The organism is Pauljensenia sp. 20925_1_34 (assembly GCF_041432775.1).
Taxonomy (GTDB): domain Bacteria; phylum Actinomycetota; class Actinomycetes; order Actinomycetales; family Actinomycetaceae; genus Pauljensenia.
The window spans coordinates 24670-48073 of sequence record NZ_JAPWAG010000001.1 but is presented as its reverse complement, the minus strand read 5'-3'; the positions used below and the strand labels follow the sequence as shown (position 1 = coordinate 48073).

Sequence of the window (23404 nt, the reverse complement as noted above, 5' to 3'; positions counted from 1 at the left end):
TAGTCGTTTTGGATGCTTCTCTGGGGATAATAGGGCATAGTGACTAAGAAAGCACCAACAACTCGGGGGATTTAGTGTCTTTACCCATTTCTGCTGTTCTTTTCGACGTCGACGGCACGATCGTCGACTCCGCTCCGGTCGTCATGAGCACCTTCCGCGAAGTCCTGTCAGACTTCGGGCTGCCGATCCCCGACGATCAGCGTCTTCGCAGCTACGTGGGGCCTCCCCTATGGCATTCTTTCGGCGAGCTAGGCTACTCCGGTCAGCTCCTGTCGGACCTGGTGCGGGGCTATCGGGAGCGCTATGTGCGCCACCATCTCGATCCCGAGCCCTTCGAGGGGGTTCCCGAGCTGGTGTGGGATCTGCATCGCGCGGGTGTGCCGGTGGCGACGGCGACATCGAAGCAGGCACCGATGGCGATTGCGCAGATGGAGCACTTGGGGCTGTCGCAGGCGTTCGACGTGATCGCGGGGGCCACGCCGGACCCGAGTTGCTCCAAGGCGACGGTCATTCACGAGGCCGTGGCGCGATTGGGTGCGCTGGGTGCGGACGTGTCGCACCCCGTCATTGTGGGCGATTCGATCTGGGATGTGCGCGGCGGCCATGAGGCGGGCATTCCCGTTATCGGGGTCGGCTGGGGCTACGCGACGCAGGACGGGCTCGATGACGCCGACCTGGTGTGTGAGACGGTTGAGGATCTGCGTGCGTTGTTGATCCCCGCTGGCCGCGCGCACGCGCGCGCTTAGCGGAAGTCGCGTGAGCGCACCTGGATGGGCAGGTGCACGGGGGTGAGGCGGAAGGCGCGCACGTTGATCGCGCCGTCGCCCCACTCGAGGGTGCCGCGTACGAGCAGGGCGTCAGATTCGAGGCCGACGCGCCGGAACTTGGTCCAGGTGCCTACGGAGGCCGAGACGTTGACGAAGCCGGTTTCGTCTTCGAGGGAGAGGAAGGTGACGCCGCCGCCGGTGGAGGGGCGTTGGCGATGGGTGACCAGCCCCGCCACGTCCACGATCCTGCCGTCGAGGTGGGCCCCAAGGTCGGCGGCGCGCGCCACGCCGGGCGGGAGGGTGGCCCGCAGGTAGGAAAAAGGGTGGTCGCCGGGGGTCAGCCCCGTCGCTTCGACGTCGGCGCGCATCTGTTCCGCGTCAGTGAGGGTGGGCAGGTCGGGCACGCGCGTTCCTACTTCTGTGCCGGGCAGGAAGGGCTGCCACTCCCCCTCTCGCAGAGTCGGCGCGGCCAGCGCACCCGCCGACCAGGCGCCCTGACGCCTGCCGACACCCAGGCAGTCGAGCGCGCCCGCCATGGCGAGCTTTTCCATGTCGGAGGCGCTCAGGTGGGCACGAGCGGCCAGGTCCACCTGGCTGGTGAAAAGCCCGGATTCCCTGGCCTGCACGATGCGCCGGGCTGCCCGGCCCAGGCCTCGTACCGAGGATAATCCGATGCGCACCGCCAGGAGCGGATCGACGTCGAGGGGAACGGTCTGTCGCGACGGGAGCGGGTCGGGGCGCCCCTGTTGGTATTCCTGTGCGCCTTGTACGTCGGGCGCGCGCTGCACGCCCGCATCCAGGAAGGAGGCGTTGACCGAGGGCCCCAGGACCGCCACCCCGTGCCTGCGCGCGTCCTGGACGAGGGTCGCGGGCGAGTAGAAGCCCATCGGCTGGGAGGACAGGATTGCCGCGTAGAAGTGCTCGGGCGCGTGGACTTTGAGCCACGCGGAGGCATAGACGATGTGCGCGAAAGAAAACGAGTGCGACTCGGGGAAGCCGAAGTCGGCGAATCCCTTGAGCTGGTCGAAGATGCGTTCGCGCGTGGGCGCGTCGATGCCGCGCTGGGCCATCCCCGCCATCAGGTCACCCTTGAGGGCTTCCATGCGCTCGGGGCTGCGCTTGGAGCCCATGGCGCGGCGCAGCTGGTCGGCGCGCGCACCCGACAGGCCGGCCGCGTCCGTGGCGATGCGCATGAGCTGCTCCTGGAAGAGCGGGACGCCCAGGGTCTGGCGCAGCGCGGGCTCGAGCAGCGGATGCAGGTAGGTGACCGGCTCGCGGCCCGCACGCCGGCGCAGGTAGGGGTTGACCGCGTTTCCTTGGATGGGGCCCGGGCGCACGAGGGCCACCTCCACGACGATGTCGTAGAAGCATCGAGGCTTGAGCCTGGGCAGCGTGTTCATCTGCGCGCGCGACTCCACCTGAAAGACTCCCACCGTGTCGGCGGCGCACAGCAGGTCATAGACGCGCGGGTCCTCCGGGGGCAGCGTGTGCAACCCGATCGGACGATCCCCCACCCCGGGCAGGGCACGAGGCGCCCACCCGCGCAGGGGCGGATGCTCCTTCCTGCGCTCCCCTCCCCTCAGTTCGTCGAACGCCACGCGCAGCGCGGTGAGCATGCCCAGGGAGAGCAGGTCGAACTTGACCAGGCCCGCGTCCGCACAGTCCTCCTTGTCCCACTGCAACACGGTGCGCCCCTCCATGGCTGCCCACCCCACCGGGCAGATACGCGAGACCGGCTGGTCGGTGAGCACCATGCCGCCCGAGTGGATGCCCATGTGGCGCGGCAGACGCGCCAGGGCCCCCGCGGCCTCGCTCACGAGGGCCGGCGCCTGCCCCTTGCCCCGCGCCCACGCCTGAGCGCTGCCCGCCGGGTAGCCCAGCGCCCGGGCCGCGTCGCGCATCGCCGAGCGCGGACGGTAGGTGATGACATTGGCAACCTGCGCCGCGCGCTCGCGCCCATACAGCTCGTAGACGTGCTGGATGACCTCCTCGCGCCGACAGGCTTCAATGTCGACATCGATGTCGGGCGGACCAGAGCGCGCATCCGACAGGAAGCGCTCGAAGAGCAGGTTGTGACGCACCGCGTCCACCGCCGTGATCCCCAGGCAAAAGCACACGGCCGAGTTCGCCGCGCTGCCACGCCCCTGGCACAAAATGCCTCGCGCAGCGCAAAAGTCGACGATCTCCTTGACGATCAGGAAGTAGCCGGCGAAGCCGAGGCGCTCGATGACGCCCAGCTCCCGATCGATCGTCTCCCATGCGCCGGGATGTTCCTCGCGCGTGCCGTAGCGCTCGCGGGCACCCTCACGCGCCAGGTGATCCAGCCACGTCTGGGGCGTGTGGCCGCCTGGGACGCGAGTACGCGGGAGCCTGGGGGCCACGAGGCGCAGGTCGAAGGCGCTATCGCACGCCACCTCGCACGTGTGGGACAGGGCGCTCGGGTGCGCGGCGTGCAGGCGCGCCATCTCGGCCGGGGCGCGCAAGAAGGGCCGGTGCGCACCCAGGTGAGCCAGGGCCTCGTCCATCGAGGAGCGCAGTCGGGTCGCCGCCAAGACGTCGCCGAGCGCGCGCTTGGAGGGCGAGGACATGCGCGCCCCGGTCGTGGCGACCAGCCTGGCCCCAACGCCCCGCGCGAGGTCAGCGAGCGTGTCCCCCACCTGTGGGACGTCCCCGCAAGCGGCCTGCCACTCGACGAGGAGTCGGTCCTGCCCGCCCGCCGCCTCGGCCAACGCGCGCGCCACTCGCCGCGCCCACGTGGGCCCGCCCGCGTGCAGTGCACGCATGAGGGGGCCGCACCTCCCGCCGGTCAGGATGAGCAGGTCTCCCCCGGCCCCGCTCACGTCCTCGAGGGTAATGCGCGGGGCGCGCTCCCCCACCTGCGCGAGCGCCCGATCGCTCATCATGCCGACGAGATTCTCATAGCCGCGCGGGCTGGCGGCCAGGATCGGCACCCTGATCCCCACGTCCTCCGCGCCCGGCGCGAGCCCCCACCCGGGGGACGAGGCCCCGGGAAGGACCGCGCGGAGCGAGGCCGGGTCCAGGGTGACCTCTGCGCCGTAGACGATCGGCAGGCCGCAGCTGCGCGCCGCCATCGTGGTCTGCACGGTCGAGTACATGCCGTCCACGTCAAGGATCGCAAGCGCCTCCAGGCCCAGGCGCGAGGCCTGGGCCACCATATCCGCAGGCTCGTCGGTGCCTTCCAGGAAGGTGAAGGCACTGTGGGCATGCAGCTCCGCGTATCGTGGTTCGTCGATCACCCCGCCATCCTATCGAACGTATGTTCGACATCCTGTGGCGACGTGCGCGCACCGTGCGAACCCCACCCAACACGCCCGGCACACCCTATCCTGGTCGCATGGAATCCATGATCGCAGCGTCGCTGACCTCGCCCGGCTCCCTCACCCTCGACACTCGGCCGATTCCCGCCCTGGGCGAGCGCGAGGTCCTCCTCACCGTCGAGGCCACAACCCTGTGCGGCACCGACCTGCGCATCATGACGGGACAAAAAACGAACGGCGTGTCCCCCGGCGTCATCCTGGGACACGAGATCGCCGCACGCGTATGGCGCGTCGGCCCCGGCCTGCGCGCGGGCATCGACGTGCCCGCCCCGGGAACCCAGGTGGGCCTCGCCCCCGAAATCACCTGCGGCCACTGCGCCCCCTGCACCTCGGGACGCTCCAACGTCTGCGCGAACATGGCCCTCTTCGGCACCGGCGTGGACGGCGGACTCGCCGGCGTCATCCGCATACCCGAGCACGCCCTGCCGTGCATCACGCCCACCGCCCGCGAGATCGCCCCAACCCTCCTGGCCCTGGCCGAGCCCCTGTCGTGCTGCCTGCGCGCTCACACCCGCCTGCCCATCGAGTCCACCTCGCGCGTCCTCGTCCTGGGAACGGGCCCCATCGGCCTCATCCACTGCGCCTTGGCCGCCGCCGCGGGCGCCAGCGTCATGGCCTGCGGAAGGCCATCACGCCTCTCCCCCGCCCTCGCCGTGGGAGCCAGCGTCGCGACAGCCTCACAGGGCGAGAACCTCGTGACCGAGGTCCTCGAATGGACACAGGGACGCGGCGCGGACGTCGTCATCATCGCGGTGGGCGACCCCGGCCTCGTCCCCATCGCTGCCCAGTGCGCGGCCATCGGCGGCCACATCTCCTGCTTTGCGGGCTTTCCTGCCGGTACGAGCGCCCACATCGACCCCAACCTGATCCACTACCGCGAACTCACCGTCTCCGGAAGCGCGAACGCTACCCTGGACGACTACGCGGCAGCCGTCGACACCCTCTCCAGCGGCGCGCTCGACCTCAGCCCGCTCATCACCCACGAGTTCCCCCTGACGCAGGTGGAGCAAGCACTGGAGGCCGTGCGCTCGCGGGCAGGCCTCAAGGTCGCCGTGCGCCCCTGAGGCCGCGCCGAAGGTCCCCTAGTCGAGGAGGCCGCGCAGGTCGGCAACGCTCAGGCTCGCACCCGTGCCGGTCCCGTTCATGACCGACGAGATCAGCCGACGCTTGCGGTCCTGCAGCTCAACGACCTTCGCCTCGATCGTGTCGGTAGCCACCAGACGATACACGTTGACTTTCTTCGTCTGGCCAATGCGATGCGCCCGATCGATGGCCTGCTCCTCGGCGGCAGGATTCCACCACGGATCCATCACGTAGACGTAATCCGCCTCCGTCAACGTCAGACCCGAACCCCCCGCCTTCAAGGAAATCAGGAACACCTGAGCCTCGCCCGAGCGGAAACGCTCCACAACCTCCTCACGGTTACGAGTCGACCCATCCAGCTGCACGACCGACACTCCCCGCCGCTCCAACACGACGCGAATACGCGCCAGGAACGACGTGAACTGGCTAAAGATCAGCGCCCGGTGCCCCAGTGGCACAATCTCATCGAGCCGGTCGGCCACATACTCAACCTTCGCCGACCCCACGTGCGCGTACTCCTCACGCTCAACGAGGGCCGGATCGAGCGCGAGCTGACGCAGCCTCGTGATCGAGGCCAGCACACTCATGCGATTGGCATCCGGCTCCGCCAACAGGTCGAGGATCCGGGCGCGCTCGCGGGCCAGGTACTGGTCGTAGATACGACGATGATCCTCGCCCAGGTCAACGCGCACGACGTCAACGATCTTGTCGGGCAGGTCGGTCGCCACTTCCTCCTTGGTGCGCCGCAGAATGAAGGGCGCGACGTAGGACGTCAGGCGCGCGAGCATATCGGGGTCGCCTCCCTCGATGGGGCGGCGCACCTTCTGCGTGAAGGCATCCCACGGGGGCAGCAGCCCCGGGCACGTCAGGGACAGGAGGGACCACAGGTCACCCAGCGAGTTCTCGATCGGCGTGCCGCTGACCGCCAGGCGCCAGGGGGCGTTCATGTCACGCAGCGCCCGGTAGATGGCCGTGCGGGGATTCTTCACGGCCTGCGCCTCGTCGATAACGACGCCGGACAGGGCCGCCTCACGCCACTGGTCGGCCTCCAGGCGCGCAAGCGTGTAGGAGGTGACCACAATGTCCGAGGCCTCGGCTTCCTCCTGGATCGTCGTTCCTCTGCGCGAGGCCGTCTCGCTCACGCAGCGCACGCGCAGGCCCGGGGTGAACTTCGCGGCCTGCTCGGCCCAGACCCCCACGACCGACGTGGGGGCGACCACCAGGACCGGCCCGGCGTCGGGGGCCGCGGCACGCAGGGAGGCGATCGCTGAGAGGATCTGAACGGTCTTGCCCAGGCCCATGTCGTCGGCCAAGATCCCGCCCAACCCCGCGCCCAGGCGCGAGGTCAGCCAGGCGTGACCGGCGCGCTGGTAGGGACGCAGCACCCGCGCCAGGGAAGGAACCGGCGCACGCCCCGTCTCGGCGGCCTCGCCGCGCAGCGCCGCCACGCGCGTGCGCCACGCCTTGGAGGCAGACACCGAATCGGCGTGTTCTTCCACGAGGGCGACCGCGCCCGCCTGCACGCTCGTCAGGCGCAGACCCTCACCCGTCCAGCCCGTCAGCGCCCGGGCCTCGTCGAGCAGGGCCTCCATTGCACGGATACGAGGCCCGTCCAGGCGCACCCACACGCCGTCGACCTCCACGTATTCCTCCCCGCGCGCAATCGCCATGAGGGCCTCGCGCACGCTCAGCGAGCGGTCGCCGACGAGCAGGCGCACGTTCAGATCGAACCAGTCCGACTCCCCCTCCTCGACGGCCAGGTCGATACCCATCCCGTCCTCTGCGACCGTGATGGCCCGCACGTCCTCTGCAACATCCCACACGAGGCCGTCAATCGTCTGGCGGTCCACGAAGGTCGAGAGAAACTCCGGGACGTGCCACGGGGCGATGCGCCCGGCCCCCGGAATATTCACCCACAGGTCGGAGCGCAGCGCGCCGCACCACGCGTTCACGCGGCCGACGAGGTCGGCCACGGCCTCGTCCCCCATGCTGTGCGCGACGGGCGTGCGCGAACGGGTCTGCCCCTCCTCATACTCCGCCCACCAGCGCACGACGACGCCGTCCTCGTCCCGGCGCACCGTCCCCACGAGCACAACTATGGGCCTCGCCTCTGCGTCGAAGCTGCCATCCGAGGAGCTCACGACGAAACGCCTGCGCAGCGACGGCAGCCACGCGCCGCGAAACTGCGCCACGTCCGCGGCCGGGATGGTCAGCGCGCGACCAAGGGGAAAGCCCTCCAGAGCCTGCACACCCTCAATGCGAGCCGCGCGCGTCCCACCGTCGAGCAGCAGCAACCCCGCCTTGCGATCGATGCGCGGGGTGGGAAGAACCTGCTCCCCGTTGCGCGCCACGACCCGCAGGGATATGCCGTTCTCGTCGGTCGTCACGTCCACGTCCGCGTCCCACGTCGCATGGGACAGCGTGAACGGCTCAAGCCCATCCGCCGACGCAAACAGCTCCACCCCCGCGCGCACCAGGCGCGTCAGCCACGTGTACGCGTGCTCCCCAAGCGCCCCGAGCGTGACCTCCGTGCGCGCATGCCAGGACTGGCCCTCGTGGGCGAGACGATACCCCTCACGCAGGAGCGAGACGTGCGTCGGATCCAGGCCGTCCGTCACCGACGTCCACTGCGTCGCCGTCAGGTCAAGCCAGGATGCCCGCTTCGTACTCCACGCGCTCGAGGACGTCCTGCGCAAAGGAGTTAGCGTCGTCTCCACGCTCGGGTCGTGCGCGTCAATGACAAGCGCGAGCGCCTCCCCACTGCGCTCGCGGGTCGCGCCCAGCACCTGGCGCAGGACGCGGGTCCACTCGGGCTCAGACGGGCGCGTGTCGCGCAGCTCCTCGGCGGCCTTGAGCAGCGTGGCAACGGTGTGCGGGCAGTCCGAGCGCAGCCGACAGGCGCACGCCAACGACGGGCGCACCGCTCCCGCGGTGACGCGCACGCGGTAGGACAGCCCCTTGTCCTTGACGCGCGCCTCCAGGGCGCTCCCGTCATCGTCCCACGCCAGCTCACCCACGGCCCCGGAGGCGGCCAGGCGCATGCCATTCGCCCAGGTCGCAGGACCGACGAGGGCAATGATGTCGTCGTCCGACAGGGATGCGAGAGTGTCGCTCAGGGACAGATTTACCATCCTTTCAGTCTACGGCACCGCAACTAGCGCGGCGCCGTTAGCTGTCAAGCCCCTCCGCCATCCACTCACCTGCGCTCCACACGAGCAAAACGACGCGGCCGTCCTCGAGCGTGGCACGCACGTAGGCGCGGGCGCGCTCTCCCGCCCACCAGCGCCCTCCCACGGGCCAGGGACCCTCGATGGCGCGGATCTGCATGCACTCACCGGGAGCCAGCAGGTCGGCGCGATGCGCGTGGCCGGACGTTCGTTCTCGCTTGCGGGTGGACCCCGCGAGGAGGTAGCCGGGGATCGCGCTCAGCGCCCCGCGCTGGTCGACGCACACGTCGGCGCCCGCCCCAGCCGCGGTCGTGAGGCGCACCGGCACGGGTTCGTCAAAGAGGGTGGCCGGCGGATCAGTGATGGCCCCCTCCCAGGCTCCCGCGCGCGAGCGCAGGGGCTCGCTCTCGCCCCATCTGGCCATGACGATGCGACTACGCGGGTCGTAGCCGCCCTGGACGCGCGGGACCAGGAGGGAGTGCGGGCCAGCCAGGCCCTGGATGCGCACAGCGCTGCGCGTCACGTCCCCCTGGCGGTGCCCGCGCCCCCACAGGGCCGAGGCCCCCTGGCCGGGATGCGGGTCGCAGGCAGTCAGGCGGATCGACCGGATCGCGCCGCTGGGGCCCTGGTCGTTCGACATCCACCCCGTCAGTGTCCAGCGCACGCGCAGCGCGATGTCGGCGGGAACCGACAGGTCGCATCCGCTCCACGTGCGGGCGCGTGCCCCTGCCCCCGTGTCCTCCACATCGATGCGCAGCGTGTGCGACACCAGGCCTGAGCGCGCGAGAAGACCCGCGATCTCCTCAGCCGCCAGGGCCACGGGCATCGTCACGGTCTCGACGCTCTCACCTCCGCTGTCGATGTCACGCTCTACCGAGATATCCGGCTGGGCGCGCCCGGCGGACGGCATCGCGACGTCGCCTCCCGAGGCCAGGGTCCACAGGCGTTCGCCGACGTCGCCGAAGCGCTCGAGGACGGGTCCGCGCCCAAGCGCCAGCAGGTCCGCACAGCTCGTGATGCCCAGGGTCGCCAGGAGTTCGACGGTGGCCTCAGCCCGCTGGCGCATGGACACCGGCACGCACCCCAGGGCGCGGGTCAGCCCGAGTGCCGCGAGGAAGTCGCGGGTGTCCTCGGCGGGTACGATCATGCCAGACCTGGCCGCCTCAACGCAGGCCAGGGGCCCGTCAGCGATCCCAACGAAGCACTCGACGCCCACGGCCGCCTCGACCGCCTCGATGAGTCGGGAGGCAGCCTCCTCCTCGCCACCGGCCCAGCGCGCGGGTCCGCGCGCCCGGCATCTGGCCAGGCCCGGGCGCAGACATTCAACGCCGACCGCGACCGTGTCGAAGGCGTCGATGACGGAGCTAAAAGCGCGGGCCTCCCGGTCCCGGTCGCGCGGCAGACACACCAGGTCCGGGCACAGGTACGTTGCCTCCCGCACGCTCATGCCGGATCGCACCCCGCTGCGCCTGGCGGCGGTGCTGGCAAGCTCGACGCGATCCGCATGGACAACGGCGCCGTGCCCGCCCGGGGGCAGATCGACCACCAGGCAGTTGACGGGCCAGTCGGGCACCCACAGGGCCATGTAGCGCACTTAAACCACCAGCTTCATCTGGCTGGACGCATTCACGCTGCGCGAGAGCCCAGGCCAGGCGCGCAGCGTCACGAGGGTGCGCCCCAGAGATCGCGCTCGGGCCGACAGGGTACGCTGCTCGGCCCGGCTCAGAAGAGGCAGATCCAGACACACGACGTCGCAGGCGTCCAGGAGCAGCGCGCACAGCTGTCCCACGTTCGCCCCCTCGCCCGGGTTGAGGACGAGCACGCGTTCCAGGTCCATGCCCTGTTTCTGCGCCCACTCCCACCCGATATGCCCCACTCCGCACAGGCCAATCCAGCCCTCAAGGGGGCAGGCGTCGATGAGGAGGCGGATCAGCTGCCCCCTTTCCGCGGGCCCCTGGAGCACCGGGGCACAAGCGCCCTGGGAACGCGACTCCTCGATGGCGACGCGCCCACGCAAGCCGACCGAGTTTTCTGCGCGGCTCAGAGTCTGGCGAGCCTGCAGCAGGCGCACACGAGCGTCGGACATCTCTCCTCCTTCCCCAACACTTATAGAACATCTGTTCGATAGAAGGAGTGTAGAACCCCGCTCACACATCTGCGTCCCGAGCGCACGTTCCCCTTCTCATACGCGACAATGGAGGCACAAGAAAAGGAGCATACATGTCCATCGATACTCGCCCCCTGGCCCCCGTCCCCTTTGAGGGCATCGATATGCCTAGCTTCACCCTGACCTCGTCCACCCTCACCGACGGCGCGCCGATGCCGGAGTCGGCGACCGCGCGCGCAGGCTCGCTCTCCCCCGACCTGGCCTGGGAGGGCTTCCCCGAGAACACGGCGAGCTTCTTGCTCACCTGCTTCGATCCGGACGCGCCGATCCCCTCGGGCTGGTGGCACTGGGCGGTCCTGGACATCCCGGCGTCGATGACTCACCTGGAAGCGGGAGCCGGAGCCTCCGACCTCATGCTCGACGGCCCGGCATTCCACCTGCGCGGCGACGCGGGCGAAGCGTCCTACTTTGGCGCCGCTCCGCCGGCCGGGGACCGCCCGCACCGCTACATCTTCACGGTGCACGCCCTGGACACGGACTCCCTGGGTCTGGACGACGACGCGACCCCGGCCATGGCCTCGTTCGTGGCGCTCAACCACACGATCGCTCGCGCGTCCCTGACCGTGACCCACCAGGCCTGAGGACATGCTGCACATCATTTTCTGGGAACCGGAGATCCCCGGGAACACGGGCGCGGCGATTCGCCTGTCGGCCTGCACGGGCTCAATGCTGCACCTGGTGGAGCCCCTGGGCTTCGACATGGACGACGCGAAGCTGCGCAGGGCGGGATTGGACTACCACGACCTCGCACACGTGCGCGTCCACAAGTCTTTGGACGAGGCTCTCGCACAGGTTCCGGGGCGCGTGTGGGCGCTGACGGGCCACGCGAGCACCATGTATTCCGACGTCTCCTACGAGGACGGGGATGGCCTACTCTTTGGGCGCGAGTCGGTGGGACTGTCCGAGGACGCCATGAATCACCCGCGCGTGGCGGATCGCGTGCGCATCCAGATGGTGGAGGGGGTGCGCTCCCTCAACCTGGCAAACTCGGCGTCGATCGTCCTGTACGAGGCCTGGCGTCAGCTGGGCTTCCCCGGCGGCGTGTAGCCCCACCGCGCACAGACGAACGAGGCCCGGGTCGGATCACTCCGCCGGGCCTCGTGTCGCGCGCTCACCTCGGGGACGAGGCCTGGGTCAGTTCGACTTCCACAGCGGGCTTTGACGCTCGACCTGTTCGGCGAGCGAGACGATCCTGCGCGGATTCGAGCGCCACATCCACACGACGCCGATGAGGGAGACGAGCAAAGGCAGGTAGTAGAAGTCGACGCCCATGCCAGTCCAGGCCGAGCGCGCCGAGTTGAGCTCCTCAAGGCCAAGCGAGGCGACCCACAGGACGATCGGGACGGCAATCGACAGACCGATCGTCACCCAGCCGACCTGGCGCATGCGCCTGCCGTTATGCGTCAGGGCGACGGCGGCAACGAGGTAGTCAACCCCGGCCAGGAGCGCAACGATCTGCGGCCCCCAGGGCTTGCCCTGCCCATGGAAGAGATCAACGATAGCCGTCACGAAAATCCAGGCCCCGAAGAGCCAAAACAGCGCAATAATAATGCGCCCTAGCCCAAGGGAGGGCGGGCGCCGATCGCGCGCGCCACCGCCGTCATGAGTCGTGTCTTGTTCATGCACGCTCCGATCCTACCGACAGGTCTGTCGCGCTGCACCGCGTTTCATTTGTCAGTCGAACCACGGCAAGTCGTGTGGCCTGATACACCGTGATGGAACATCGAGCTTGGAGACAGCGTTGCACAAACGTGGGACAATAGGCCTATATGGACCGTGAGGCCCGTCATGCAAACAATCACCTGAGCGTCAAGCTCATCAACGAGGAGTTATCTACCTTGAGCGAATCGACCTACGACATCGTCATTCTGGGTGCGGGTTCCGGCGGCTACGCGACCGCCCTGCGCGCCGCGCAGCTGGGCATGACAGTCGCCCTCATCGACGGCGATAAGGTGGGCGGCACCTGCCTGCACCGCGGCTGCATCCCCACGAAGGCGTACCTGCACGCCGCCGAGACTGCCGAGGCCGTGCGCGAGTCCGCGAAGTTCGGCGTCAACTCCACCTTCAACGGCATCGACATGGCCCAGGTCGGCAAGTACCGCGACTCGGTCATCTCCGGCCTGTACAAGGGCCTGCAGGGGCTGCTCAAGTCCCGCAAGGTCGAGCTCATCTCCGGCTGGGGCCGCCTGGCCGACGCGAACACCGTCGAGGTGAACGGCCAGCGCATCACCGGCCGCAACATCGTCCTGGCGACCGGCTCCTACTCGCGTTCCATCCCCGGCCTGGACATTGGTGGCCGCATCATTTCCTCCGATCAGGCGCTGCAGATGGACTGGGTTCCCTCCTCTGCCGTGATCCTGGGTGGCGGCGTCATCGGTCTGGAGTTCGCGTCCGTGTGGCGCAGCTTCGGCGCCGAGGTCACGATCATCGAGGCGCTGCCCCACCTCGCCAACAACGAGGACGAGGCCATCTCCAAGCAGCTTGAGCGCGCCTACCGTAAGCGCGGCATCAAGTTCCACACGAACACACGCTTCGCCTCCGCGACGCAGTCCGAGCAGGGCGTGCACGTGGCCACCGAAGACGGCAAGACCTTCGATGCGGACGTCCTGCTGGTCGCGGTTGGCCGCGGCCCCGTCACCGAGGGCCTGGGTTACGAGCAGGTCGGCATCACGCTGGATCGCGGCTTCGTCATCACCAATGATCGCCTGCACACGGGCGTGGGCAACATCTACGCGGTCGGCGACATCGTCCCCGGCCTGCAGCTGGCGCACCGCGGCTTCATGCAGGGTATCTTCGTGGCCGAAGAGATTGCTGGCCTGAACCCGACCATGCAGGCTGACATCGACATCCCGCGCGTGACCTTCTGCGAGCCCGAAATTGCCTCGGTCGGCATGACGGAGAAGCAGGCCCGCGAAAAGTACGGCGATCAGGTGCGCACGGTCGAGTACAACCTCGCCGGCAACGGAAAGTCGTCTATCCTGGCAACGTCGGGTCTCATCAAGCTGGTCTCGGTTGAAGGCGGTCCGATCGTGGGCTTCCACGGCATCGGCGCGCGCATCGGTGAGCAGATTGGTGAGGGCGAGCTCATGGTGAACTGGGAGGCGTACCCCTCGGACGTTGCGTCCCTGATTCACGCGCACCCGAGCCAGAACGAGTCGCTCGGCGAGGCAGCTATGGCGCTGGCCGGCAAGCCCCTCCACGTCCACAACTGATACAGCTTTATTAGGAGAACACACATGGCAACGTCAGTGACCATGCCCGCTCTGGGCGAGTCCGTCACCGAGGGCACCGTTACGACGTGGCTCAAGCAGGTCGGCGATACCGTCGAGCTCGACGAGCCCATCGTTGAGGTGTCCACCGACAAGGTCGACTCCGAGGTCCCCTCCCCCGTCGCCGGCGTCCTTCTCGAGATCCTGGTTCCCGAGGATGAGACCGTCGAGGTCGGCACCGAGATCGCGCGCATCGGCGACGCGTCCGAGGCTTCGGCCCCCGCCGCTGCGCCCGCCGCCGCCCCGGTTGAGGCTCCGGCTGCTCCCGCTGCTCCCGCGACACCCGCTCCGGCTCCCGCGCCCGCGCCTGCCCAGGGCACCGAGGTGCGTATGCCGGCGCTTGGCGAGTCCGTCACCGAGGGCACCGTGACCACGTGGCTCAAGGCCGTGGGCGACGCCGTCGACGCCGACGAGCCGCTGCTCGAGGTCTCCACCGACAAGGTGGATTCCGAGGTCCCCGCTCCCGTGGCTGGCTTCCTCACCGAGATCCGCGTGCCCGAGGATGAGACCGTCGAGGTCGGCACCGTCGTCGCGATCATTTCCGCGACCGCTCCTTCCGCCGCCCCCGCAGCCGCTAGCGCCGCGCCCGCACCGGCACCGGTCGCACCTGCCGCCCCGGCTGCGCCTGCTGCCCCGGTTGCTCCCGCGGCTCCCGCGGCGCCTGCTGCCCCAGTTGCCCCCGCGGCTCCGGTTGCCCCCGCGGCTCCGGTTGCCCCCGCTGCTCCGGTTGCCCCCGCGGCCCCTGCAGCTCCGGTTGCCCCCGCGGCCCCTGTCGACCCATTCCCGAACGCCTCGACACTGGCCGCCAAGGCGAGCGCCGCTCCGGTCGTCGCGTCCCCCGCGGCCGCGACCGGCAGCGCGTACGTGACCCCGATCGTTCGCAAGCTCGCGCGCGAGCTCGGCGTTGACCTGGCCACCGTGTCGGGTTCCGGCGTTGGCGGCCGCGTGCGCCGCGAGGACGTCGAGGCTGCTGCCGCCGCCGCGCGCGCCGCTGCTGTTGCTCCGGCTCCGGTCGCCCCCGCCGCTCCCGCTGCCAAGCCCGAGGCCACCCGTGAGCCCTCGCCGCTGCGTGGCACGACTGAGAAGATGTCGCGCCTGCGCCAGACGATCGCTCGCCGCATGGTCGAGTCCCTGCAGACTGCCGCCCAGCTCACCACGGTCATCGAGGTGGACGTCACCAAGGTGGCCGCGCTCCGCGCCCGCTCGAAGGACGCCTTCCTGGCCACGCACGGCACGAAGCTGACCTTCCTGCCCTTCTTCGTGAAGGCCGCGACGGAGGCCCTGGCCTACCACCCGAAGATCAACGCGACCATCAACGACAAGGAGGTCACGTACTTCGATTACGAGCACGTGGGCATCGCCGTTGACACGCCGCGTGGCCTGCTCGTGCCCGTCATGAAGAACGCCGGCGAGAAGGACATCCCCGGTATCGCGGCGTCCATCAACGATCTGGCCGCGCGTACGCGCGACTCGAAGATCGGCCCCGACGAGCTGTCCGGCTCCACCTTCACGGTGACGAACACCGGTTCGGGTGGCGCCCTCTTCGACACGCCGGTCCTGAACATGCCCGAGACCGCGATCATGGGCGTTGGCACGATCGTGAAGCGTCCCGTCGTCATGAAGGGTGCCGACGGCGCCGATGTCATCGCGATCCGCTCGATGGTCTACCTGTCGCTGTCCTACGATCACCGACTGGTCGATGGCGCGGATGCCTCTCGCTTCCTCATGGATGTGAAGAAGCGCCTCGAGGCCGGCGAGTTCGAGGCTGACCTGGCTCTCTGATTCGTCTCCACACGCACTGATGGGGTGGGCCCGCGGGCCCACCCCATCAGTGCGTCTCGTGCATCCGCCGCTACTGGCCCGACTGTGCTGCGGGCGCATCGGCCAGGCGCGCGGAGACGACTTTGCCGGACACCGGATCGACGCGAAGAATCAAGCCACTGGAGTTGGGGGCACCGTGCTGATCACACTCGCCGTCCTTGCACGTCTCCGACTCGGTGACGACAAGCGTCGCACTGACGTCCACGGCCCCCGGTTCGCAGGTCACGACGGTCAAATCCTGGACCGACGAGGACAGCTTCACCACCTGCACTCCCGCTGAGCGCATCGTCTCGATGCGCCCCGTATCCTGTTCCAGCAGCTCACCGCCGAGGACGTCGTTGAGCTTGGTTTCGTCCGCGTCTTTCATCGCTTGATCGCGCGTGGCAATCGCGTGATTGATGAGGTCGGTGGCCACTGCGGGATCGCACAGATCGGGTTCGGTGTCGGCAGACTGCTGCGTCGTGGCCTGCACGCTGGGCGTGGGCGGGGTGCCCAGAGCGGACCACGCCCATATACCTCCTGCGCCGGCTCCGATGCCGACAATGACAAGGCACGCGACGAGCAACCAAGCCCGACGGTGACGACGGGGACGCGACGCGCGATCCGACTGGGTTGAGGCACGCAGCTCTTCTTCAGTCAGGGTATCTTCGCGCAAGGCCGCCGCACGCAGGTCGGCGATCACCTGCTCGGGGTCGACGGGCTCACGCGAAATAACGTGCTCATCGGGGTCTGGGATCAGCGGGGTGCCTCCTGACCCCACGCGCTCGGCAGCGTCGAAACCCAAGTCAGCCAAGGCCTCGTCCATCTGTAGCAGGGAGGCGATCTGGCGCAGGCACTGCCGGTCCCCCTCCATGCCTGAGTGTCCCAGGCTCCATCCGGGGGTCCCCTCCCCCTGCCGGATCTCGTCAATGAGGTCGATGATGACCGCACGCCCCTGCGGTGTCACGATGATGTTTGCAGGCGTCAGGTCCCCATGAACGATGCCCGCCCCGTGCAGCGCACTCAGGCCAGCGGCGATGCCCTCGATGATCTGGCGGCGCGTGGCTTTGGGGCGTAGGTCGGCCGAGCCGATCTCGACGTCGAGCGGGCGGCCGACAACAAAATCCTGGACGATCGCCCAGCGCCCGTCCTCGGATCGCGCCACGTCGCGCAGGGCGACAACGTGGCGCGAGGACACGGACGCCCAGGCCTTCCATCGCTCAAGCGAGGCCTGCCCGTCCGCCGACGACCGCAGCGCGATCAGCGCCTCGCCGGCGCTCGACCGTGTCTTCCATAGAGGCCCGCGCGCTCCGACGTGGAACACCTGGCCGATCTCATAACCCCCGATATCCATGGGTATATTGTCCAAACTCACACAATGTGATGCAACTCATTTCACATAGCGTCAGGTCGGACGCGTGGACTTTCTCGGGGTTTATACACGTAGAATGGTGATGCTATGAGTGAAAAGAATCCCCCCGCTAAGAGGCGCTTCTACCAGAACATCCTCGACGCGTATCGACTGACCGCACGCACGTATCCGGCACTCCCGTGGATGCTCCTGGGAACTGCCGCGCTCGTCATCGTCCTGTTCTTGCTGCTGGCGTTCCTGACGAACACTTCCTGGATTGGCTGGCTTGTCGTCGGCATCATGGGATCCATCACCGCAGCGCTCGCACTCCTGAGTTTCCTTGCGCGCCGCGCGCTCTACGCCCAGGTCGAACAGACCACCGGCGCCGTGAAGGTCGCGCTCTCTCAGATCCAGCGCGGCTGGATCATCCCCGAGCAGCCCGTCGCCTTCACCCGCGAACAGGATCTCGTCTGGCGCATCGTGGGCCGCCCGGGCATTGTCCTCATCTCCGAGGGCCCCGCATCTCGCGTTCGCGCTCTCCTGAACACCGAGTCCAAGCGCGTTACCAAGATCATGCGCAACGTGCCCATCCACCAGATTCAGGTGGGTCACGACGAGGGCCAGGTCGCCCTCAAGGATCTGCAGCGCGAGCTGCGCAGGCTGAAGAACGTCCTGACGGCCGAGGAGGTCCCCCAGGTGTCGGCGCGCATTAATGCGCTGCGCTCGGGCGAACCCCCGATTCCCAAGGGCGTCGACCCTCTGCGGGCACGCACGTCGCGTCGTGCACTGCGCGGAAACTGAACCATACAGTCAAGTGGGCGAGCACATAGTGCTCGCCCACTTGTGCATCCAGGATATGAGACCCCCTGGACATGCATAGTATGCATCTGTTTGCATAATCAGTATCAGCGAGCACCTCCAATACAGATACTGAGGAACATAACCATGCACACGACGAAGATTCTCGCAGCGCTGACCGTAGCCACCTCGGCGGTCGCACTGGCGGCTTGCGCCGACCCGACGACAAACACGACCAGCGCCGGACAGTCCGCTACCGCCGCCTCGTCGAACACCGCCGCATACGACGTGTCCCAGATCCCCACTGACCCGACCATCGCAGCACTGGTCCCCGAGGAGGTCAAAAAGCGGGGCACGCTGCGCAACGGCGCCTCAACCGGTTACGCACCGGCCGAGTACATGGCCACCGACGGGCAGACCCCCATTGGCTACGACATCGACATCAACAAGGCACTGGCCAAGGTGATGGGCCTCGAGGAGGGCACGACGCAGCACTCCGAGTTCCCGACGATTATCCCCGCCCTTGGCACCAAGTTCGACGTCGGCATCTCCTCCTTCACGATCACCTCCGAGCGGGAGCAACAGGTCAACATGGTTTCCTACCTCAACGTCGGCTCAGCGTGGGGCGTGGCGACGGGCAACCCGAAGAGTTTCGACACCTCCAACCCCTGCGGCACGACGATTGCCGTGCAGACGGGTACCGCGCAGGAGACCTACGCGCAAGAGCTGTCCAAGCAGTGCGAGGCTGACGGCAAGGGGAAGATCACGATCATGCCACACGAGCTGCAGACCGACATCGCCACGAAGATCATTTCTGGCCAGTACGACGCAACCCTGGCCGACTCAACCGTGATCGGCTACACCGCCGCCGGTTCGAACGGCAAGATCGAACAGCTCGGCGACGTCTTTGAGTCCGCACCCCAGGGCGTGGCGATCGCCAAGGACGACGCGGAACTGACCGAGGCCGTCCAGCAGGCCATGCAGTACCTCATGGACAACGGCTACCTGGAGGACATCCTGGCCCATTACGGTGCCGATAGCGCGGCGCTTTCAACCGCCGAGCTCAACCCCACGGTCGACTGATACGTGACACGAAACGCATAATATGCATCGCTATGCATATAGGTGCATAATGATAGCAACAGCGGGGCACACGGCCCCTACCCCATCGGAAGGCACATCATGACCATCACGAAGGCACACGCTCTCTTCGCACTCGCAGCAGCGGCCGCACTGCCCCTGGCCGCCTGCGCCGACCCGACCGCGTCCACCAATGGAACGACCGGCGGATCGAACGCGAGCGGAACCAGCTCAGCCACGGCCTCGTACGACGTCTCGCAGATCCCCACTGTCGCCGAGATTGCCAACCTGGTCCCCGATGAGGTCAAGGCCCGAGACGTCCTGCGTAACGGCGCTTCCGCCGACTACGCCCCCGCCGAGTTCCTGGGTGAAGACCTGCAGACCGCGCAGGGCTACGACGTGGACATCAACAGGGCGCTGGCCAAGGTCATGGGCCTCGGCGACGGCACAACCACCCACGCCGAGTTCCCCACGATCATCCCCGCGCTCGGCACGAAGTTCGACGTCGGTATCTCCTCCTTCACGATCACCTCCGAGCGTGAGGCACAGACGAACCTGATCTCCTACGTCGAGGTCGGATCCGCCTACGGCGTCGCTGCGGGCAACCCCAAGAACTTCGACCCCACCAACCCGTGCGGCGCGACCATCGGCGTGCAGACCGGCACCGCTCAGGAAGACTACGCGACCGAGCTGTCCGAGAAATGCGAGGCCGACGGTAAGGACAAGATCACGATCATGCCGCACGAGCAGCAGACCGACATCACCACCAAGGTCACCGGCGGCCAGTACGACGCGACCCTGGCTGATTCCACGGTCATCGGCTACACGGCCACGCTCTCGGGCGGCAAGATCGAGCAGGTCGGCGATGTCGTGGAGTCTGCTCCGCAGGGTGTCGCCGTCAACAAGGATGACGCCCAGCTGACCGAGGCCGTCCAGAAGGCCATGCAGTACCTGATGGACAACGGCTACCTGGAGGACATCCTGGATACCTACGGCGCGAAGGAAGCCGCCCTGAAGACCGCCGAACTCAACCCGGCGACCACCGACTGAGGTTCTTATGGAAAGCACGAAAGACGGCGTTGCTCTGATTAACGCCAAGCCCGTTCCCCGGCCGGGGAGGTGGGTCAGCGCAATCGTCGTTGCGATCCTCGCAGCGATGGCCATCCACGGCCTGGTCACGAATAAGAACTATCAGTGGGACGTCGTGGCCCAGTGGCTGTTCTCCCAATCCCTCATGCAGGGCGTGGCCTTCACGATCATCCTGACGGTCCTCGCAATGGTGATCGGCACTATCCTGGCGATCACGATGGCGATCATGCGTCAGTCGGTCAACCCGGTTCTGCGCTGGGTGGCCATGGCCTACATCTGGTTCTTCCGTGGCACGCCTATCTACACGCAGCTGATCTTCTGGTCGCTGCTGCCCACGCTCTACCCGCAGATGTCCTTCGGCGTACCGTTCCTCGGCTCGGCCTTCGGCTGGGAGGTCAGCTTCGACACGGCCACCTACTTCACGCCATTCTGGATGGCGTTCCTGGGCCTGGGCCTGAACGAGGGCGCCTACCTGGCGGAGATTATGCGTGCGGGTCTACTCAGCGTCTCGAAGGGACAGTGGGAAGCCGCGACCGCCCTGGGCATGCCGCGGGCGACGATCTTCCGCAGGATCATCCTGCCCCAGGCGATGCGCGTCATCGTCCCGCCGATCGGCAACGAGACGATCTCGATGCTCAAGACCACGTCGCTGGTCTCGGCGATCCCCTTCACGCTTGAGCTGACGTTCATCGCGCGTCAGCGCGGCCAGGCGACGTTTGCCCCGGTACCTCTCCTGATCGCCGCGGCGATCTGGTACCTGGTGATCACGAGTCTGCTCATGTGGATCCAGTCGATCATCGAGAAGCACTTCGCGAAGGGCTTCGAGCGGCGCGATAACACGGGCGGGCAGACCGCCTCGGACGGCACGGCTTCGGATGAGGACGAAAAGATGAATGGCAAGCTCAAATTTGTGGATGTAACACCATGACGGGTACGGATCTGGAGACGGCAACCGGCGTGACGCCCATGGTGGCGGTGCGCGGAGTCCATAAGTTTTTCGGTGATCTGCACGTGCTGCGCGGCATCGATCTGGATATTGCTGCCGGTGAGGTGTGCGTCATCCTGGGTCCCTCGGGTTCGGGTAAGTCCACCCTGCTGCGCTGCCTGAATATGCTGGAGGACATCAGTGCGGGCCGCGTGTACGTCGATGGTCACCTGCTGGGCTACCGTGTGGACTCCAAGGGTGTCCTGCACGAGCGCCGTGACAGGGTGATTGCCGCGCAGCGCTCCCACATTGGCATGGTGTTCCAGCGTTTTAATCTCTTCCCGCATATGACGGCGCTGGAGAACGTGATGGAGGCTCCGGTTCAGGTGCTCAAGCGTTCGAAGAGTCAGGCCCGGGCGCAGGCCCTGGAGTTGCTTGACCGGGTCGGTCTGGCGGATCGCGCGGACCACTACCCCGCCGAGCTGTCGGGTGGCCAGCAGCAGCGTGTGGCGATTGCCCGAGCGCTGGCGATGGATCCGGAGATCATGCTCTTCGATGAGCCGACGTCTGCGCTCGACCCGGAGCTGGTGGGCGAGGTTCTCCAGGTCATGCAGGACCTGGCCGCGTCGGGCATGACGATGGCCGTGGTGACCCACGAGATCGGTTTCGCCCGCGAGGTCGCCGATCAGGTGGTCTTCATGGACGGCGGCGTGATCGTCGAGGCGGGCGCTCCCGCCGACGTGATCGATAATCCGCAGGAGGAGCGCACCAAGGAGTTCTTCTCCAAGGTTCTCTGAGCCAATCAACGAGGCCGGGGCTGGTTTGTCCAGTCCCGGCCTTTGTCGTGGGCGCGCTCGGGCGTCGCCCAGTGCGAGCAGGTGATGGGGATCGCGCGCGTTGAGGGGCGCGCGACGGCTCGCGTGGATGACGGGCTCAGGTCAGGGTGACGAGGTCGAGGTAGCTCTCGTCCCACAGGTCCTCGTCGGCGTCGGGTAGAAGGAGGACGCGCTGGGGGTTGAGGGCTGTGACGGCGCCGGGGTCGTGGGTGACGAGGATGACGGCGCCCTCGTAGTCGCGCAGGGCGGCGAGGATTTCTTCACGTGAGGCGGGGTCGAGGTTGTTGGTGGGCTCGTCGAGGAGCAGGACGTTGGCGCCCGAGACGACGAGCGTGGCCAGGGCGAGTCGGGTCTTTTCGCCGCCGGAGAGCACGGAGACGGGTTTTTCGACGTCGTCGCCTTGGAAGAGGAATTGGCCGAGGATGTTGCGCACGTGCGTGTCGTCGAGGGTGGGGGCGGCCTCGGCCATGTTTTCGCGGATGGTGCGCGTTTCTTCCAGGGTTTCGTGTTCCTGGGCGTAGTAGCCGAGTTTGAGCCCGTGGCCGGGCACGACGCGTCCCGAGTCGGGTTCTTCGATGCCGGACAGGAGGCGCAGCAGCGTGGTCTTACCGGCGCCGTTGAGGCCCAGGACGACGACTTTGGAGCCGCGGTCGATGGCCAGGTCGACGCCGGTGAAGACTTCGAGGGACCCGTAGGACTTGGACAGTCCCTCGGCGGTGAGCGGCACGCGCCCGGAGGGGGCGGGGTCGGGGAAGCGCAGGCGCGCGACCTTTTCCTGGACGATCTCGGCGCCGGCTTGGGCGAAGAGTTCTTCGGCGCGGCGCAGCATCTGCTGGGCGGCGACGGCCTTGGTCGCCTTGGCGCGCATCTTTTCGCCCTGGGCCTTGAGATGTTCGGCTTTCTTGAGGGCATTGGCGCGTTCTTTGCGCCGACGCCTCTCATCTTCCTCGCGCTGCTTGAGGTAGGCGGCCCACCCCAGGTGGTAGATGTCGACGTGGGCGCGGTTGGCGTCGAGGTAGAAGACCTGGTTGACGGTGTCGCCCAGGAGCTTGACGTCGTGGGAGATGATCATGACGCCGCCGGGGAAGGTTTTAATCCAGTCGCGCAGCCACACGATCGAGTCGTGGTCGAGGTGGTTGGTGGGCTCGTCGAGCAGGAGCACGTCGGCGTCGGAGAAGAGGACGCGGGCGAGCTCGACGCGGCGACGCTGGCCGCCCGAGAGCGTGTCGAGCGTCTGGTCGAGGACGCGATCTTCGAGGCCTAGGGAGTGGGCGATCTGGGCGGCCTCGGCGTTGGCGGCCCATCCGCCAGAGTTGGTGAACTGCTGGTCGAGCTTGACGTAGCGTTCCATGGCCCGCTGCTGGCGGGCACCTTCGGTCGTGGACATCTCGTGCTCGGCCTTGCGGATGCGCGCAATGATCGAGTCGATGCCGCGCACGGAGATGATGCGGTCGCGGGCCAACATGTGCGGGTCGCCGACGTGGGTGTCCTGCGCGAGGTAGCCGACGGTGCCGTTGGAGCTGATGGTTCCGGTGTGCTCGGCCGCTCCCCCGCGGTCGGCTTCGCCGGCGAGGAGGCGCATGGTCGTGGTCTTGCCGGCGCCGTTGCGTCCGACGAGGCCGATGCACATGCCTTTGTCGATGCGGAAGGTCGCGTGGTTGACGAGTTCGCGGGCGCCGATTCGCAGCGAGAAGTCCTGGACGTTAATCACGCTCCAAGAGTAGAGGGAGGGAT

18 protein-coding genes are annotated in these 23404 nt (G+C 67.7%); 11 read left to right on the top strand and 7 right to left on the bottom strand.

The features are described 5' to 3' along the window. Positions 1–74: 74 nt before the first annotated feature. Positions 75–746 carry an HAD family hydrolase gene (locus O3669_RS00200; protein ID WP_371523171.1) on the top strand — a complete coding sequence of 224 codons (672 nt, stop codon included), beginning with the start codon at positions 75–77 and terminating at the stop codon, positions 744–746. On the opposite strand, the gene O3669_RS00195 is transcribed toward O3669_RS00200, so the two are convergent. Beyond that, positions 743–4024, bottom strand: coding sequence for an error-prone DNA polymerase (locus tag O3669_RS00195; RefSeq protein ID WP_371523169.1), 3282 nt, complete (start codon positions 4022–4024; stop codon positions 743–745). The genes O3669_RS00200 and O3669_RS00195 overlap by 4 nt on opposite strands. A gap of 107 nt (positions 4025–4131) precedes the next feature. Between O3669_RS00195 and O3669_RS00190 the strand changes: the two genes are divergently transcribed. Continuing rightward, positions 4132–5169, top strand: coding sequence for an alcohol dehydrogenase catalytic domain-containing protein (locus tag O3669_RS00190; RefSeq protein WP_371523288.1), 1038 nt, complete (start codon positions 4132–4134; stop codon positions 5167–5169). An 18-nt stretch (positions 5170–5187) separates the two neighbouring features. Here the strand turns inward: O3669_RS00190 and O3669_RS00185 are convergent, their stop codons facing one another. The 3 genes from O3669_RS00185 to O3669_RS00175 are packed head-to-tail and all read right to left on the bottom strand — an operon-like array spanning position 5188 to position 10441. Then, positions 5188–8319 (bottom strand): SNF2-related protein, encoded by a 3132-nt coding sequence (locus tag O3669_RS00185; RefSeq protein WP_371523168.1) that lies wholly within the window; start codon positions 8317–8319, stop codon positions 5188–5190. Between the two features lie 37 nt (positions 8320–8356). Further along, positions 8357–9940 (bottom strand): DNA polymerase Y family protein, encoded by a 1584-nt coding sequence (locus tag O3669_RS00180; protein ID WP_371523287.1) that lies wholly within the window; start codon positions 9938–9940, stop codon positions 8357–8359. 9 nt (positions 9941–9949) lie between these two features. Further along, positions 9950–10441, bottom strand: a complete 492-nt coding sequence (locus O3669_RS00175; protein ID WP_371523166.1) for a hypothetical protein — start codon at positions 10439–10441, stop codon at positions 9950–9952. Between the two features lie 134 nt (positions 10442–10575). Between O3669_RS00175 and O3669_RS00170 the strand changes: the two genes are divergently transcribed. Further along, complete coding sequence (locus O3669_RS00170; protein WP_295917435.1) at positions 10576–11103, top strand: YbhB/YbcL family Raf kinase inhibitor-like protein; 528 nt, start codon at positions 10576–10578, stop codon at positions 11101–11103. 4 nt (positions 11104–11107) lie between these two features. Then, positions 11108–11569 (top strand): tRNA (cytidine(34)-2'-O)-methyltransferase, encoded by a 462-nt coding sequence (locus O3669_RS00165; RefSeq protein ID WP_371523165.1) that lies wholly within the window; start codon positions 11108–11110, stop codon positions 11567–11569. 87 nt (positions 11570–11656) lie between these two features. On the opposite strand, the gene O3669_RS00160 is transcribed toward O3669_RS00165, so the two are convergent. Then, positions 11657–12148 (bottom strand): hypothetical protein, encoded by a 492-nt coding sequence (locus O3669_RS00160; protein WP_295965902.1) that lies wholly within the window; start codon positions 12146–12148, stop codon positions 11657–11659. 212 nt (positions 12149–12360) lie between these two features. Here O3669_RS00160 and lpdA point away from each other — a divergent pair, with 212 nt between their 5' ends. Together lpdA and sucB are read left to right on the top strand one after the other, a co-directional pair. Then, positions 12361–13734, top strand: a complete 1374-nt coding sequence (gene lpdA, locus O3669_RS00155) for a dihydrolipoyl dehydrogenase (protein WP_295917441.1) — start codon at positions 12361–12363, stop codon at positions 13732–13734. Between the two features lie 24 nt (positions 13735–13758). Beyond that, complete coding sequence (sucB, locus tag O3669_RS00150) at positions 13759–15573, top strand: 2-oxoglutarate dehydrogenase, E2 component, dihydrolipoamide succinyltransferase (RefSeq protein ID WP_371523164.1); 1815 nt, start codon at positions 13759–13761, stop codon at positions 15571–15573. A 70-nt stretch (positions 15574–15643) separates the two neighbouring features. Here sucB and O3669_RS00145 read toward each other — a convergent pair whose 3' ends face one another. After that, a complete protein-coding gene (locus O3669_RS00145; protein ID WP_295965907.1) occupies positions 15644–16945 on the bottom strand; it encodes a lipopolysaccharide kinase InaA family protein in 1302 nt (433 codons plus the stop codon). 105 nt (positions 16946–17050) lie between these two features. Between O3669_RS00145 and O3669_RS00140 the strand changes: the two genes are divergently transcribed. From O3669_RS00140 to O3669_RS00120, 5 genes are all read left to right on the top strand, one after another. After that, positions 17051–17743, top strand: a complete 693-nt coding sequence (locus O3669_RS00140; RefSeq protein ID WP_295917451.1) for a DUF4191 domain-containing protein — start codon at positions 17051–17053, stop codon at positions 17741–17743. Between the two features lie 144 nt (positions 17744–17887). Then, a complete protein-coding gene (locus tag O3669_RS00135; RefSeq protein WP_295917454.1) occupies positions 17888–18823 on the top strand; it encodes an ABC transporter substrate-binding protein in 936 nt (311 codons plus the stop codon). Positions 18824–18922: 99 nt separating this feature from the next. Continuing rightward, complete coding sequence (locus tag O3669_RS00130) at positions 18923–19870, top strand: ABC transporter substrate-binding protein (RefSeq protein ID WP_371523162.1); 948 nt, start codon at positions 18923–18925, stop codon at positions 19868–19870. Between the two features lie 7 nt (positions 19871–19877). Next, positions 19878–20837 carry an amino acid ABC transporter permease gene (locus O3669_RS00125; RefSeq protein ID WP_371523161.1) on the top strand — a complete coding sequence of 320 codons (960 nt, stop codon included), beginning with the start codon at positions 19878–19880 and terminating at the stop codon, positions 20835–20837. Then, the gene (locus tag O3669_RS00120) at positions 20834–21631 is read left to right on the top strand and encodes an amino acid ABC transporter ATP-binding protein (RefSeq protein WP_295917464.1); all 798 of its coding nucleotides are present in this window, start codon (positions 20834–20836) and stop codon (positions 21629–21631) included. Before O3669_RS00125 ends, O3669_RS00120 begins: the two co-directional genes overlap by 4 nt. A 136-nt stretch (positions 21632–21767) precedes the next feature. On the opposite strand, the gene O3669_RS00115 is transcribed toward O3669_RS00120, so the two are convergent. After that, entirely contained in the window at positions 21768–23381 is a 1614-nt protein-coding gene (locus O3669_RS00115; protein ID WP_371523159.1) for an ABC-F family ATP-binding cassette domain-containing protein, read from the bottom strand. Positions 23382–23404: the final 23 nt, after the last annotated feature.

Bases quoted from the DNA above. Each gene is read 5' to 3' on its own strand.
- O3669_RS00190 (WP_371523288.1), top strand. From the start codon at position 4,132: ATGATCGCAGCGTCGCTGACCTCGCCCGGCTCCCTCACCCTCGACACT.
- O3669_RS00185 (WP_371523168.1), bottom strand. From the start codon at position 8,319: ATGGTAAATCTGTCCCTGAGCGACACTCTCGCATCCCTGTCGGACGAC.
- O3669_RS00180 (WP_371523287.1), bottom strand. From the start codon at position 9,940: ATGGCCCTGTGGGTGCCCGACTGGCCCGTCAACTGCCTGGTGGTCGAT.
- O3669_RS00175 (WP_371523166.1), bottom strand. From the start codon at position 10,441: ATGTCCGACGCTCGTGTGCGCCTGCTGCAGGCTCGCCAGACTCTGAGC.
- O3669_RS00170 (WP_295917435.1), top strand. From the start codon at position 10,576: ATGTCCATCGATACTCGCCCCCTGGCCCCCGTCCCCTTTGAGGGCATC.
- O3669_RS00165 (WP_371523165.1), top strand. From the start codon at position 11,108: ATGCTGCACATCATTTTCTGGGAACCGGAGATCCCCGGGAACACGGGC.
- sucB (WP_371523164.1), top strand. From the start codon at position 13,759: ATGGCAACGTCAGTGACCATGCCCGCTCTGGGCGAGTCCGTCACCGAG.
- O3669_RS00145 (WP_295965907.1), bottom strand. From the start codon at position 16,945: ATGGATATCGGGGGTTATGAGATCGGCCAGGTGTTCCACGTCGGAGCG.
- O3669_RS00140 (WP_295917451.1), top strand. From the start codon at position 17,051: ATGAGTGAAAAGAATCCCCCCGCTAAGAGGCGCTTCTACCAGAACATC.
- O3669_RS00135 (WP_295917454.1), top strand. From the start codon at position 17,888: ATGCACACGACGAAGATTCTCGCAGCGCTGACCGTAGCCACCTCGGCG.
- O3669_RS00130 (WP_371523162.1), top strand. From the start codon at position 18,923: ATGACCATCACGAAGGCACACGCTCTCTTCGCACTCGCAGCAGCGGCC.
- O3669_RS00125 (WP_371523161.1), top strand. From the start codon at position 19,878: ATGGAAAGCACGAAAGACGGCGTTGCTCTGATTAACGCCAAGCCCGTT.
- O3669_RS00120 (WP_295917464.1), top strand. From the start codon at position 20,834: ATGACGGGTACGGATCTGGAGACGGCAACCGGCGTGACGCCCATGGTG.